This is a genomic window from Wolbachia endosymbiont (group B) of Eupithecia inturbata, from assembly GCF_964030915.1.
Lineage (GTDB): Bacteria > Pseudomonadota > Alphaproteobacteria > Rickettsiales > Anaplasmataceae > Wolbachia.
Map to the genome: position 1 here is coordinate 375810 of NZ_OZ034987.1, position 14511 is coordinate 390320.

Annotated in this window: 8 protein-coding genes and 7 pseudogenes; 4 read left to right on the forward strand and 11 right to left on the reverse strand. The window is 34.4% G+C overall.

Going from position 1 to position 14511, the window contains the following annotated elements; genetic code table 11:
* Positions 1 to 34 precede the first annotated feature (34 nt).
* From ACQH21_RS01795 to ACQH21_RS01830, 8 genes and pseudogenes are all read right to left on the reverse strand, one after another.
* Positions 35 to 948, reverse strand: a pseudogene (locus ACQH21_RS01795) (recombinase family protein); the annotation flags it as partial.
* A 76-nt stretch (positions 949 to 1024) separates the two neighbouring features.
* Positions 1025 to 2269: a group II intron reverse transcriptase/maturase gene (gene ltrA, locus ACQH21_RS01800; protein ID WP_425384377.1), complete on the reverse strand. Its 1245-nt coding sequence runs from the start codon at positions 2267 to 2269 to the stop codon at positions 1025 to 1027.
* 544 nt (positions 2270 to 2813) lie between these two features.
* Positions 2814 to 3293 (reverse strand): annotated as a pseudogene (locus ACQH21_RS01805) (recombinase family protein); the annotation flags it as partial.
* A 10-nt stretch (positions 3294 to 3303) separates the two neighbouring features.
* The gene (locus tag ACQH21_RS01810) at positions 3304 to 3735 is read right to left on the reverse strand and encodes a DUF2924 domain-containing protein (protein ID WP_425384378.1); all 432 of its coding nucleotides are present in this window, start codon (positions 3733 to 3735) and stop codon (positions 3304 to 3306) included.
* Positions 3736 to 3739: 4 nt separating this feature from the next.
* Complete coding sequence (locus ACQH21_RS01815; RefSeq protein WP_425384379.1) at positions 3740 to 4204, reverse strand: ankyrin repeat domain-containing protein; 465 nt, start codon at positions 4202 to 4204, stop codon at positions 3740 to 3742.
* A 38-nt stretch (positions 4205 to 4242) separates the two neighbouring features.
* A complete protein-coding gene (locus ACQH21_RS01820) occupies positions 4243 to 4944 on the reverse strand; it encodes an ankyrin repeat domain-containing protein (protein WP_425384380.1) in 702 nt (233 codons plus the stop codon).
* A gap of 168 nt (positions 4945 to 5112) precedes the next feature.
* Positions 5113 to 5664 (reverse strand): annotated as a pseudogene (locus tag ACQH21_RS01825) (phage tail protein); the annotation flags it as partial.
* Positions 5665 to 5687: 23 nt separating this feature from the next.
* A pseudogene (locus ACQH21_RS01830) lies at positions 5688 to 6441 on the reverse strand (IS630 family transposase); the annotation flags it as partial.
* Positions 6442 to 6526: 85 nt separating this feature from the next.
* Between ACQH21_RS01830 and ACQH21_RS01835 the strand changes: the two are divergent.
* From ACQH21_RS01835 to ACQH21_RS01850, 4 genes and pseudogenes are all read left to right on the forward strand, one after another.
* Positions 6527 to 7399 carry an IS982 family transposase gene (locus tag ACQH21_RS01835; RefSeq protein WP_425383942.1) on the forward strand — a complete coding sequence of 291 codons (873 nt, stop codon included), beginning with the start codon at positions 6527 to 6529 and terminating at the stop codon, positions 7397 to 7399.
* A gap of 6 nt (positions 7400 to 7405) precedes the next feature.
* Positions 7406 to 7543: pseudogene (locus ACQH21_RS01840) on the forward strand (transposase); the annotation flags it as partial.
* 80 nt (positions 7544 to 7623) lie between these two features.
* Positions 7624 to 8854 (forward strand): annotated as a pseudogene (locus tag ACQH21_RS01845) (IS256 family transposase).
* 34 nt (positions 8855 to 8888) lie between these two features.
* A pseudogene (locus tag ACQH21_RS01850) lies at positions 8889 to 9038 on the forward strand (IS4 family transposase); the annotation flags it as partial.
* On the opposite strand, the gene ACQH21_RS01855 reads toward ACQH21_RS01850, so the two are convergent.
* From ACQH21_RS01855 to ACQH21_RS01865, 3 genes are all read right to left on the reverse strand, one after another.
* Positions 9025 to 9444 carry a hypothetical protein gene (locus ACQH21_RS01855; protein ID WP_425384381.1) on the reverse strand — a complete coding sequence of 140 codons (420 nt, stop codon included), beginning with the start codon at positions 9442 to 9444 and terminating at the stop codon, positions 9025 to 9027. The pseudogene ACQH21_RS01850 and the gene ACQH21_RS01855 sit on opposite strands and share 14 nt — an antisense overlap.
* Before the next feature lie 33 nt (positions 9445 to 9477).
* Entirely contained in the window at positions 9478 to 11514 is a 2037-nt protein-coding gene (locus tag ACQH21_RS01860; RefSeq protein WP_425384382.1) for a coiled-coil domain-containing protein, read from the reverse strand.
* A gap of 804 nt (positions 11515 to 12318) precedes the next feature.
* Entirely contained in the window at positions 12319 to 14511 is a 2193-nt protein-coding gene (locus ACQH21_RS01865) for a hypothetical protein (protein WP_425384383.1), read from the reverse strand.

The window sequence follows — 14511 nt, forward strand, 5'->3', positions numbered from 1 at the left end:
TTAACTTTCTGTCTACTTTTTCTGGGTAAGGTCATACTATGTCTTCCTTTATTTTTGGAGCTAAATAATTTAATCTCAAAATTTGCTGTATACGTCTTGTACCTATATTAATTTTGGCACTCATCTCTTTAACACTTCTATACTTTCCCTCTTCTAGCTGACGTTTCCATAGGTGAGCTCTCACCACTGCTTTGAGTAACGCATTGTTTGTTTTTTACCTTCTGGCTCTACTACTGTGCATTTATTTCCTTTCTTTTTTATTGGTATAAATGTTTCCTCTGACTCAGAATGTACCTCTATTCCATCTTCTCTTATCATTACTCCCTTTATTAACTTTTTCACTACTTCTTTTTGCTTTCCAAAATTTAAATTTTCCCATTTTTCTTCGGTCTTTTCTCTCCAATTTTCATATAAATCTTCCGCTTTCTTCATCACTTCTTTTTCCACTTCTCCAGCAACTATTGTTCGATTTACTGATTCACAATTCTTTCCCCTTAAGTGATTGTTGCATACGTAATATCTATACCTTTTGTTCTCTTTTTTTGAGTATGTCAGCGTCATATTTACATCACAGCTCTTGCACTTGATTATTCCCTTTAGCAGTGCTTCCTCATATTTTGCTTTTCTATATGGTTGATTCCTTATCAATTCCTGCGCTTTTTGCCACTTTTCTTCTTCTATTATTGCTTCATGCTTTCCCTCATACTCTTTCTCATAATGTCTTATCTTTCCCATATATATTGGATTTGTTATTATTCTCCTTACCGTCGCTTTTTTAAAGATATCTGATTTTGTCCGGTATCCTTGACTATTTAACTCCCTTGCCAATTCTGCCATTGATTTTAGCTCCAAATATCTTTCAAATATGTGCCCTACTATTTTTGCTTCTTTTTCATTTATTATTAATTCTTTATCTTTTACATCATACCCAAGCGGTAAAGTTCCAGGAGAGTAGACCGGCGGAACTTCCCCAGCCAGTCTCTCGCAAAACTGTACGTAAATCTCTCGATTTATACAGCTTCCATTATTCAGCCTTTTGACCTAACCCTAATGTCCAGTGGTAGAAAGTCTTTGGATTCTCTTCTTTTATTTTTCCTAGAAGTTGCCTTGCTAGTCTTTTTCCAAGTTTCGGATATTTCTTTCTCGTCCACTTTTCTAGATGTTGCTCTACATTGTTAAGAGGTTTATACACCTCCGATTGGTAAAACCTGCCATAGTACTGATACCAGCCTCTGACTATTGGATTTACTTTCTTTGATACCTCCTCTAATGTTATGTGTGTTTTTCGTAGTATTTGCCATGACCTTACGGTTGTAGTAATCTTTTTCTTAACCTTATTGCTAATTGCTGGAAGAAATGCAACGAAATATTTCCCTATCTTGCTCTTTGCTTTTCTAGGTCTAAAAGTATATCCTAGGTAATCAAAGCTTTGTGTAGGAAACATATTCTTCCTGTTGCCATCCTTACAATACACAATTTGTGTTTTATCAGGATGTAACTTTAGCTTATATTTGGCTAATCTTTCTTCGATCATTACTCTCATAAATTCTGCCTGTTTTTGCGTCTTGCAGTGCACTATCGCATCATCTACATACCTCTCAAATGGTACTGTAGGGTAGTTCTGTTTCATCCATATATCAAATACGTAATGCATGAATATATTCGAAATGATTGGGCTAACTGAACCTCCTTGCGGAACTCCCTTTTCCCTAACTACCTTACTGCCATCTTCTAGCTGAATAGCGGCTTTCATCCACCTTTCAACATACAGTATGATCCATTTGCAATTTGTATGCTTCTTGATAGCTTGCAATGCCAACTCGTGATCCAAATTGTCGAAAAACCCGGATATATCTAGATCTATCGTCCAATCATACCTCCAGCATCTTTTCCTTGCCGTATCTACCGCATCCAGTGCTGATTTATTTGGTCTATAACCATATGAATCTTCATGGAATTTCGGCTCTACTAGCGGCTCAAGATACATAGACGCAGCCGTTTGCCCTATCCTGTCGAATACTGAAGGAACACCTAAAATTCTTTGTCCCCCTCCCGTATCTTTCGGTATTGCTACAGCTTTTACAGGCTCTGGAAAATAACTTCCTGATGACATCCGATTCCATAGTTTGTACAGATTATCCTTCAGGTTCTCTTCAAACTTTGTTATCGATACCTCATCCACACCAGCCGCACCTTTATTTTTCGATACTTGTTTATAAGCTCTCCAAATAAGTTGCTTTGGTATATCAAAAGACTTTGTTTTATTCACTTACTCCTCCCTTTCGGTTGACAAATAATTAAAACTGAATAACTCAGCTCCTTCGCTCCATTTCCATTACAGAAACTTCTTCACTACTACAAGCTGATCCGCCCCTGTTCTTCGCATCGGTACTCTCATCCTTGAAGTTTAGCTTCTTGGATTTCTCCCTTGTCATCGAAACGACAGGTTCCCGCAGTTCTACACAATAGCCTATAATAGTTTCACGCCACCTTTATGCCGGACGCCACCTACCCAGTAAGCAAGTTCCTTGTAGATCTATCCCAGGAGAGATGGGAGCTCCTGGTTTTGACATCGTCTCAGCCCTTTCGACACTTCATCAGTGGTTCATTTTCATTCGCCTCTCTATTTCGTACATGACACGTATTTGTGCCTTTTCCATAACGCTCACTACCTTGACTCTTTATCAAAGCAGCTTATGGTTGTTTAAAGCCTGCTCTTGCAAGCCGACTTTGAGGGACCTTCCCTCATCTATTGTGCAGCTTAAGCACTTAGTTTGCTCATTTCTGATCATCCTTTGTGTCTCTACGGCACACCCCATCCATAATCCCTGCTCTTTTGATGTTGCTATTTTATTTTTTACCCTTTCTACAATCATCTCTCTTTCTAGCTGTGCTGCTCCTGATAACACTGTTTGTACAAACTTTCCCATTGGCGTATTATTATCAAATATCTGCGTTACTGCTACAAAATTTACTCGGTGCCTTCTAAAAAATGATGTTACTTCGATGCTGTCTTTTGTTTCCCTTGATAGCCTATCCAGAGTATATACTACTACACAATCTACTTCTCCTTTTTTTACATCTTCAAATAATTCCTTTATTGCTGGTCTTTCTAAGTTTTTCCCTGAATATCCTCCATCATCGTACCTTTTTGCCAATGCTACCCAGCCTTCTCTGCTCTTTATGTACTTTTCACATGCTACTCGCTGCGCATCAAGACTGTTAAACTTTTGTTCTAGCCCATCCTCATTTGATTTTCTTGTATATATCGCGCACCTTACCTCTTTTAGCATTTTCTCCTCTTCAGCTCCCATTTTTATCACGCATCCCGAATAATAAAGGTCCATTATAGCTCATTCCCATTATTTTTCCGGCTACTGCTGACAATGACGTAAAAAATTCTTCTCTGTAGATTAAACCCTTGTCTGTTACCATTACCGCATGTGTCTCTTCACCTCTCTCTAGTATTAATTCTGTCCCTTCTACTGGTAATTTATCGCTACTTATTCTTTTTCCCTTCTCTAGCCGATCTGCCAGATACTCTAGTCTTTTTAATCCTTTTCTTGACATTTCTCCATATACTTTTTCCTGCATTCTATAAGCTAATCTTGGTATCAGATATTTCTTTGAATGTTTAGGCGCTTCTTCTCCATATGCCTTCTTCCACATTTTTCTCAGCTCATCCAAAGGTTTTCTCTCTAAATTCATTACTTTCTTTTCTATTTCTTCCTCCATATTTTTAGCCCTTCATAAATAGCTTTTCAATTCTGTCTGTTTCTTTCTTTAATACCTCGGTTACTTCTTTACTATAATCCATTGCTGTCATTCCAAATTTATCTGCTTGCTCTATTTCTCCTCCAGCTTTCACTAGTTCCTCCACTATTTCCACTTTCCCCACCATACATGCAAGGTGCAATGGAGTGCATTTATTGCCATACTCTTCAGCATTTACGTCTGCTCCTGATTTTATCAATTCCCTCACGATTTCTAGACGTTTTTCCGTTACCGCTAGGTGCAGTGCTGTGTATCCTTCTACATCTGCTGCATTCACATTCACTCCTTTTTCAACTAATAACTTCACTGTTTTTGCGTCTACTGCATAATGCAGAGCTGTTCTTTCCTTCTCGTCTCTTTCATAAATATTTTCATATGAGTTCTCTAATAATTCTTTTGCTGACTTATTAAATTTGCCAAGCTTTAACATAATCCACCTCACCTTTTCTTTAAATTTAAATCCCTCTTTTAAACCTTCCTTTTCGCTACCTCATCTATCATTTCGTTCACTTGGCTCATTATTTTGCTTGCTAAATTTTTACATTCTTCCTTTATCAGTGATTTGTCTCTCTTCCTTATTTCTTCTATCTCTATTATTTTTAACTCCGGCATATAGCTCCCATTCAACATGTCTGCTATTTCTCCCACTAGCCTCTCTATTCCATAGCAGGTCAGTTCTCTACTTTTTGTTATTCCTCCTTGTTCTCTCAGAAATTTACTCGCCTCTTCACTCTCTTTGCTATCACATAGACGATACTTTTCACTTTCCCAGATGTAATACATTGGTGTTGCACCGTACTTATTCAGTTGATTAACTTCAGCTCCCGCTTTTACTAGCTCTTTTATTATTTCAACTTTTGCTCCTCCTATTTTGCACGCAGAGTGCAGTGGCGTACATCCAGTGACATATTGAGTGGCATTTACTTCTGCTCCCGACCTTAGCAGCACTTTTACATTTTCTAAACTCTTTGCGAATACTGCACAGTGTAGTGGTGTATAACCATTTTTATCTCTTGCATTTACCTCTGCCCCTTTTTTTATTAATAACCTCACTGTTGTGTAATCGGAGATTTCTACTGCTTGGTGCAAGATCGTTTCTCCTTCTTCATTTCTTTTATTAATATCGTTACTTGATACTTCTTTAAAAAACTTACTCTTGCTAAAACTCATTTCATACCTCACAAAATTAGCTTTTCTAGCGTCAGATAAATTTCTTATGTTTACCTGCTGCTATTCAAGTCATGTCCTTTTTAGCATGAGAAAGCAAGTCCTTTTCTTTTTATTTCATACACTTTAACCTATTATTAATATAATATATGAGAATCTAAATATAAGTATTTAACTTATTATAGATATTACTTGACTATTTTTCCAACTTCTGTGCAAATGTCGATGTTCGTGCCACTTCAGTACTCCTGGGTAAAATACTAAAATGTAATTTTCTAATTCGTGTATCGAATCTTTTTGCTCTGAATTTAATTCGCTTTCATAATGAACATTATGTTCTGCTAAACCAAATCTTATAACTTTCTGGTTGGTAAAATCTTCTACCTTGTAGTGGTGAGTAACGCTAAACCTTTCTAAAATTGGCTTATACTTTAAGTTCCACAGTTCTTCAGATAATTTGCTATCCCCTAGTAAAAATTTATTTCCTTTTTCTTCTACGCTACTTACTGGAAAGCACCCATTTATTTCTCCCAAATTCCAACTGTCCGATAATATAACTTGCGCTTTCGCAAACTTTATTTCTGGTAATAAACTCTGTGGTAGTGGATATAGTGCTTTTAAGTTGTACCACTGATGACTTCTTTCATAGATGCCTTTGTAATCCTTTGTGTGAGGCTCTGTTTCTCCAAGTACTGCTACATCTAATCGATATATGTCATTACTAAATATAGCTCTTCTCATAATAGTCAGAACAAAAAAGCAGAATCAACAGCATGACGGAAAGACTTAAAAATAGGGATATTTTTTCTAGCTCTGTTCTTTATAGCAAACCACTGATGCTCAATTTTATTAAAGTCTGGAGAATATGGAGGAAGATAAAGAATTTCAGCACCAACTCCTTTAGCAAGATCATCTATTTTTTTAGATTTATGAAAAGTAGCGTTATCAAGAATTACAGTTTGGCCAGACCTTAAAATTGGAGTTAAAAACTGCTCAAACCAAGCCTCGAAAACATCCTTATTGCAATATCCTTCAAAGGTCAATGGAGCAATGATTTTCTCTTTATTTAGAGCTGCAATCATACTGACCCGCTGAGCTTTTTTACCTGATTTTAGTGAATGAAACCTCTCTCCTTTTCTGCAGTATCCGTATGGGTAGTCTTCTGTATTATCTATTCCAGATTCGTCAATATATACAAGATTTTCATGACGTTTTGTTGCTATAACCTTTGAAAAGTGAGCTCGCTTCTCTTCATTTCTTTCTTTATATCCGTAGGTCTTTTTTTCTTGTAAATCCAATATTTTTAAGTGCACGGTGAATCGTTTGTCTACTGATATTGCCCCAGAGTTTAGCCATCTCTGACTGAGTTTTGCCACCATGGTTTTTTGCAAATTTGGTAAAAACATTCCAGTCAGTAATTTTATGGTTATATCCTACGCTTCCAGGCTTTTTTGACTGAAAATCTCCCGTTTCCTTACGTCTTTTCTGCCACTCATATAACCCCAGTTGCGGATTAGAAATCAGTGAAAAAGCCAGGAAAATAGGGTAACCTCGGAAAATTATTTACAAAATAGAGAGGTTACCAATGAATGAAAATATAACAGAATTATTTTGCCTGATCGACGATTTTTGCAATTCAGTTGACAAGAATTTTGCAGAAAAACTTCTACCAAGTAGCAAAAAACCAACCAGGACGCCAGAGATTACGCATTCAGAGATTCTTACCATAATATTGCTATATCACCAATCCAAGTGCGACAATTTTAAAATTTTCTATGTGCATTATTTGAAATTATTATACGAATCAGCGTTTCCAAAATTGCCATCCTATAGTAGGTTTATTAGGCTAAAATCTAGGGTTTTATGGTATTTAGTGCTCTTAATGCAATGGTTTTGCGAACAGTCAAAAGTGACAGGGATTTCGTACATAGATGCAACATCTATCGCTGTTTGCCATCCAAAAAGGACCTCGAGAAATAAAGTTTTCAAAGGGTTGGCAAAGATTGGAAAGACTACCTATGGGTGGTTTTTCGGTTTTAAACTACATCTAGTAATCAACGAAGCTGGCGAAATTCAAGGGGTTACGGTGACAAAAGGCAACATTGATGATAGAAAACCTGTGCCAAATTTAACTCAGAAATTGACTGGATTATTGTTTGGAGATAAAGGATATATCAAAAAAGATCTTTTTCACGAATTATTCGATAGAGGGTTAAAGCTTGTAACCAGTATAAAAAAGGGTATGAAAAACTCATTAATGGCGCTAAATGAGAAGATTTTGTTAAGAAAAAGATCGATTATTGAGACAGTTTTTGGCTCTCTGAAAAACAACTTTGAGATTGAGCATACAAGACATAGATCACCGATAAATTTTTTGGTACACATTTTTTCTACGCTTGTTTCATATTCCATGCAGCCGAAAAAGCCCTGCATTTCTAAGCTTTACTTCGTTGGCTAATCCGCAACTGAGGTAAAAAAGGGTATGAAAAACTCATTAATGGCGCTAAATGAGAAGATTTTGTTAAGAAAAAGATCGATTATTGAGACAGTTTTTGGCTCTCTGAAAAACAACTTTGAGATTGAGCATACAAGACATAGATCACCGATAAAGGGAATGTTCAAAAAAGTGTGTCAAACCGAGAAATAAAAATAAAATAGAAACAAAAAATAGAGGTTTGATATATGAGTTACAAAATAGAAAATGGAACGACTGGCCTGGTAGATTACAAAGAGCTGGAAGCAAATATACTGTCATCAATAAGGGAAGGTAAACCATTGATGGGGAGAGATGGAGCATTAACACCATTTGTAAAAAGGCTGCTGGAAGCAAGTCTAGAAGGTGAAATAGAGCATCATTTATCCAATGAAAGAGAAGAAAAGAATCGAAGAAACGGAAAGAATGGCAAAACTTTGAAGACGAGTATTTGAACTATTGACACCAAGAGATAGAGAGGGAAGTTTCGAACCACAGATAGTGAAAAAAAGGCAAACAAGCTTACATCCAGAACTTGAAACAAAGGTCTTGAACATGTTTGCAAGCGGTGTGGGATACAGGGATATAGCATCCTATGTGGAAGAAATCTATGACCATAAAATATCTGCAGCAGAGATATCTGGAATTACAGATAAATTACTGCCTATAATCAATGAATGGAGGAGTCGTCCCCTACAATCAGTATACCCGATAGTATTTATGGATGGGATGTTTTTTAAGGTCAAAGAGAATGGACATTGCATAAGTAAATGCATGTACAATATATTAGGAATAGACCAAAATGGCAGAAAAGAAGTACTGGGTTTTTACTTAGCAGAAAGTGAGGGAGCTAACTTCTGGCTAGGCGTATTAAATGACTTAAAAGAGAGAGGAGTAGAAGACATTTTGATAGCTTGTGTTGACGGTCTGAAAAGCTTCCCTACAGCTATAAATAGCGTATTTCCCAATGCTGAGGTACAGTTATGCATTGTGCACCAAATAAGAAATTCACTAAAATACGTATCCAGCAAAGATATAAAAGTTTTTATGAATGATTTGAAAAAAATATACCGTGCTACAAGTAGAGAAATCGCCGAAAATTATTTACTTGAACTGGAGGAAAAATGGGGTGAAAAATATCCTTTAGTCATAAAATCGTGGCAAAACAATTGGGAAAATTTGTCTAGTTATTTTAAGTATTCTGGCCCTGTTAGAAGGCTAATTTATACCACCAATCCAATTGAGGGGTTGCACAGACAAATCAGAAAATTTACTAAAACCAAAGGTTCATTTACCAGTACAAATGCCTTGTACAAATTGGTATATTGTGCTATAAAAAAGATAGAGCAAAAATGGGCTATGGCTTTGCCTAATTGGGCTCTAACTATATCTCAACTTGATATCTTTTTTCCTGATAGGTTAAAAATTGAGTTGAACTAAAAATTCGCTTTGACACACTTTTTTGAACATTCCCTTATTTTTAGCACTAAATAATAAAATTAAAGGCTTAAATATTTTTCTCAAAAAGCTTACCATAACTTGGTCGCAGTTTTCATTAAAAGACAAGTACAGAAAAACTAGGGTATCCACCTTAACTTCTCTAAATTTGCTCACAATCTCTTAACTTGACGCGTATGATTGACTGAACACTCTCCATCATAAGAGAGAATATAATCCTGACCTTGATATTTTATGAAATTGCTAGGTATAGAATTAAAAGTAGCTATTTTGACAATATTTGTATCATTATAGTAAACATAATAATAATATTGATCTTCATTATTAACTAGAACCAACTTATAATCACTTTCTACTTTTTCTAGCTTTAAGTATAGCTCTTGTTGATAAAAATTAGTTAGTATACTGTTCGTAGGGTTCATCTTGAAATTAGAGATGATAAAATGGTGATGTTTATCAAAGATATATGACGTATAAGGTAAATTAATCTTTTCTTCATCATTTATTTTGACAGTTACAAGCTTATTTTTACCATCACAAAAAGCACCTCCCGGCTCTAAATTAAAACGCATCTTAACCCTCCTGATCTTAATATATATTAACTATCATAATCCCCTACCATAAGCTCTTGCATTTACTTTTAGTAGCTGATTTCTATTAACTTCTTCTAAAAAGCTAGATGGATTTTCCATTGTACAATCTGACTGTCTAATAGTCTTACCTAACTCTTTAAAAACACTACTATTTCTTTCGAAATACCCATTTTCTATGGCTGTCAAAACACTTTCTCCCCCTAAAAGACAATTTTGTCCTAAATTTGATTTATTCTCTAACTTATTAAACCTTACTTTATCGATAAGCCTCACCTCTATTTTATTACTATCTTTCTCATTAGGACATAGATGAATACTGATCTCTCCTACTTCAGTGGTAAAAGACATTTCAATGATATCTCCTGAGATGTCTGTATAATTTCTCCTTCCTTCTATGTTTTCAACTCTAATTATACTTTTTCCAACTTGAACTATACCAATATTTAGATTTAAATCTTTAGCTTTTTGATTATTGAATATCTTTGCAACTTCAATAGTACTATTTTGTGGGTAATCTATACAAAAATATCCATTATCTATTTCTAGTTCAAAGTCATGTTTATCAATTTGCTCACTTTTACTTATAATACTTTCAAGTGCTAACTCCTTCAGCTTTGAAAGGTTTGCTTTTCGCTGACCTAAGGTATCTTTATCTGAACAAATTACGTTTACTACATCTCCATGCTCTTCATCGCTAAATCTGTTTAAAGATGCACCTTCTGATATTATCTGAAATATTTTTTTCTTGTATAAAAACTCATAAATTCGAGTAGTGTCAGCAGATAAATATAGCTTTGGGAATGTGTCAGCTATACGATCTATCAAGGACATATCAGATTTATATGGAAAAGTGAACATTATTCCTTGTTTCAGTGCTTCGTTTATAACTTTATCAAGTTCTTTTTCGCACTCCTCATAATCTTCTTCGCTACCAGAGTAACCTAAAATGTCCAGATAATCATGGATCTTATTTATTTTTTGCCAAATACTTTCATACTTTTCTTCTTCTCTTGTATTCGGTTTTACTTTCGCTAAAGAAAAAGAATCTTTTTGACGAATTAAAACAAAAGTATCTTTTTCTTTATGAATTATGGCTTCATCATAGAATAGTTGACTGTAACGCCTACCAAAACTTTCATCATAATCAGGGCAAGGGCTAACATTGTCACTTTCACTATCCGTTTCGTTCCATACTTCAATTGGGAAATCATTATTATCAATAATATGTTTAATTTTCACTTCAGGTACAAACTGAAGCTTTGCTATTTCTTCTCTTACGTTTTCTTTGTTTATTTCATCTGTAAGAGACACTTCATTACTAATATAGAAATTTTTCTGTTTTAAACTTTCGTTTTCCTTCTGCAGTCTATTGAATTCTGCAAATAGTTCTTTATATTCTAATAAATAAATACAAAATTGATCTCTTACATCATTAAGTTCCTTCTCTTTTTCTAATATCTGATTTTCATAGTCACCTTTCAAATCCTCTATACTGTTTATCAGCACTGTACTTTCTTTTCTTACTCTGTTTAACTCAGCTTCAGTCAAATCCAGTTTTTGCTGTAACTCTTCATTTATTTTGTCTGTTAACTGAATTTCATTCTTTGCCTCTTTTAATTGGTTATTTAAGTTCTTAATTACATCACTTTTGTTCTGAGTTTCTAATAATAATATTTCTACTTTCTGTTTTAGCTGTTCGATGTCTTGATCATTTTCAGTTAAACTTCTTGTACTTTTTTGTAATTTAACTTCAAGCTTTTTAATTTTCCCTTCTAGGGTTTGCATTTCTCTGGTAAGTTCACTTACTTCTTCGTAATACTCTTCTACTCTTTTCCTATAGTGTTTTTGTAACTCTACATTTTTTTTTAGATCAAAATTTTCTTGTTGTAGATTTTCTATTTTACTTTTCAAACTATCTATTGCTTGATTTTCTTCATTGCTAATCTCAAATACCTCTTCAGGAAAATGTGCAAATTTACAAGATGAAATGCCTTCAAGGCCGTTACTACCAAATAAATTATATTGTACTACCTGCTTTGAACTAAACATACCTATACCCCCTACTAAAATAAACAAGTAATATATTGTATGCGCTATATATCATAAATACAATCGGTTTGAATATAATCTATTTACTAATTCGTATTGTGAATTTTTATAGAATAGATTTAGGTGTAAAATATTATAATACCATTAAAGCAGGTGAATAAAGCATAGTCTTTTTGAAAGGATAAATTTAATGAAAAGACCATACTAATTAGTGTTATAAGGAATTGAATTATTTACTTTCTCCAAAAAACATAAAAAGATCGTATATTTGTGAGAACAATTTAAGCAAAAGCTGCGTTATGAAAATAGAAGCTTGAAATTTTTGCAACAAAGCCAAGTAAATTGGTTCGCATGTAAATATGGCTGAAGTAGGCTAATATAGCTGCTTTTACTATATAATAAATTGATATAAAGAAAAGTTCGCACGGATCTAGCGGTAGACCAACCCATCCCAAAACAAACTATTCTCTCACTAGCCGGTTTTGAGTTCTGGCAATGGTTGTTCTATTTAAATTACTAACATAATATTTTGATAAATTAATAATAATTCATTTAGAAATGATAAAAAATCAGAATAAATTTATAGTAAAAATAGATCTTTTTTGGTATCTAATAGGGGCATGGTAGAGAAAGTGTATCTGTTAGTAATACAGCCAAAATACAACTTAAAAATCTTAAGTAATCCATTTTTTGCTTTGCACTGTATAGGAGATCAAAAAAACAGCCAAATCGCACTATATTTAACCTATTTTTATCCTAACAACTTTGATGTATAGCCATTTTCTACGAGACACTGAGTAGATACTAATTATCTTCGTATAGAACTATGATCCAGTTGATTATATACCTGAAGAGTTTCTGGAAGAGATATAAGAGTATTTGGCAGTTCTGCATCATTATTGAATACAGCACAAGATAAAAAACTATCTCATTCCCATCAGTAACACGCTTATACCCTCTCTGACTCATATATCCTGCTGACTGTTCTTCTCCTTCATTCATTTTCTGCTGTACCTCTCCTTCATTAGGAGCAAATTTCAATTCTTCTCCAATTGGATGAGTATTTCGACCGTGCTCTATAGGTCTTAATAACAAAAGATCTAACTTTTTTCCTCTTCCCACTTGGTATTCAATAAGCACTCTAGCAGGATTATCACAAGCATAAAATATCCCATGCAATATAGAATGAAATCTGGCCTCACTATTCACATTTATTGCATTCTTTAATGGAATTAGCACTCTAGAAATGGCTTCAAATAGTTGATTATGCCTATCTATATTTTGCCAATCATCTTCCATAACCATATTAGAAATATCATATACATTTCTAGCACTTAATACTGGTACAAGTTGACCAATAAAAGTACCTCTATTTCTCAGATAATTATGAGGTGATTGAAATAGTCTTACACCAACAGTTATACCTAGATCATCCTCAGCTCTTCTATCAGGATTTAGCTCACATATTACTTCATAAACTCTAGCATTTGGCCATCGTGATAAATCTAACTCCATATCTGGAAATTGATGACGCAACATATGGTGGAGATGAAATACAATAACTCTCTCCTGTTTCGTAAAAGATGCATGTAAAACCATAGTTAAAGCACGATCTCCAACATTTACTTGTGCAATTCTTCCTCGTGGACCCAGCATCCTATCATCATCATGATAGTGAAACAAATACTTAGTCACATTTATTCTACTTCTGCCGATTGATACAGTGTCTCTTGCAAATGCAGCACTTCCAAAAGTAAAACCATTCATATAAGAAAATATCCTATCACTGCCACTTCTAGCACCTGGTACTGCAGGTACACCAAAAGATGGATAAAGTAGATAATCTCTAACGTTTTCTTCAACTTCAACCTCTCCTTCTACTACAGCTTCAAATAATCTTTCTACCAAAGGAAAGCCTCCCTCTAAAAAATTTTCCACACTAGTCATAAAATGCTGCTGTTGTAGATCAAAATTCAATCCAACACAGACGGCATTTTCTGATGAAGTATAGATAGATATAGATGAAATAGGACATTTTCTAACATAATTTTCAGCTTGTTCCAATGCTCTATCAGCATATTTATCTCTAGTAGCTCCTGCCTTAAGTTCAATAATAATGGGAACAGAATCTGTCAATCTTTCTTGACCACGTACAAGAAAAGTGATATCTGCATACCCACCTCCTACAAATAGCTCAAGGTAAATATTAGCTGTATGCTGATACCTAAAATTCATAAAAAAGCCTGCTAAAAACCCATGATAATCTGACTCTTTACCATAAAAACTCAATGCATTTTTATATCTATTATGGATATTCAAAGTATACCGAAGAACCTGTCCCGTTAAATACTCTACATTGTCTGTATTGTTACTCACAAGTCCCGCTAAATTTGGTAAGTTGTTTTGCTCAATATGAGGAGTAATGATTTGGAATCTATTATTTCTGTTTCCTGTATCATTTCCATTAAATCTATTCCCTAACTCTTCACATTTTGTAGGTTCTTCATCATTCTGCCTCCATACATACACCTTGTACTCTATAAAAACCAAATTTCCTTGTAACTGTTGGTTTTGTCCAATAAATTCCCTCTCCACTTCTAGCCTTTCCCATTCACTAAACCTCGAACCAGCACTATTCCGCCTATCAGCAATGGTGAAACATTTAACTATTCTTCTGCCTTGCTCACCAGCTTCATTAGTAAGAACAGCAACCTTTAGGTTTCCTTTTTTGTTCCCATCATAATTATCAAAACGAAAATAAACCATTTCATTGTTTAAAATACCAGCATCAAATGCAGTGGCAAACATGCCGAAAAAGAATGCAGGGAAGAAACGATCTTTACCTACGGAATGTAAGAAAGATGGGCATTGATCTAAAAAAGATTCAAATCTTTTAATAAAATCATGGCAATCCATACAATCATCACAATTTTCATCACTACATTCTCCACTTAACAGACTTCTAATTAATCCGATATTTTCGTCATTGTTATCCAC

Bases quoted from the DNA above. Each gene is read 5' to 3' on its own strand.
- ACQH21_RS01810 (WP_425384378.1), bottom strand. From the start codon at position 3,735: ATGGAGGAAGAAATAGAAAAGAAAGTAATGAATTTAGAGAGAAAACCT.
- ACQH21_RS01815 (WP_425384379.1), bottom strand. From the start codon at position 4,204: ATGTTAAAGCTTGGCAAATTTAATAAGTCAGCAAAAGAATTATTAGAG.
- ACQH21_RS01820 (WP_425384380.1), bottom strand. From the start codon at position 4,944: ATGAGTTTTAGCAAGAGTAAGTTTTTTAAAGAAGTATCAAGTAACGAT.
- ACQH21_RS01835 (WP_425383942.1), top strand. From the start codon at position 6,527: ATGAATGAAAATATAACAGAATTATTTTGCCTGATCGACGATTTTTGC.
- ACQH21_RS01855 (WP_425384381.1), bottom strand. From the start codon at position 9,444: ATGCGTTTTAATTTAGAGCCGGGAGGTGCTTTTTGTGATGGTAAAAAT.
- ACQH21_RS01860 (WP_425384382.1), bottom strand. From the start codon at position 11,514: ATGTTTAGTTCAAAGCAGGTAGTACAATATAATTTATTTGGTAGTAAC.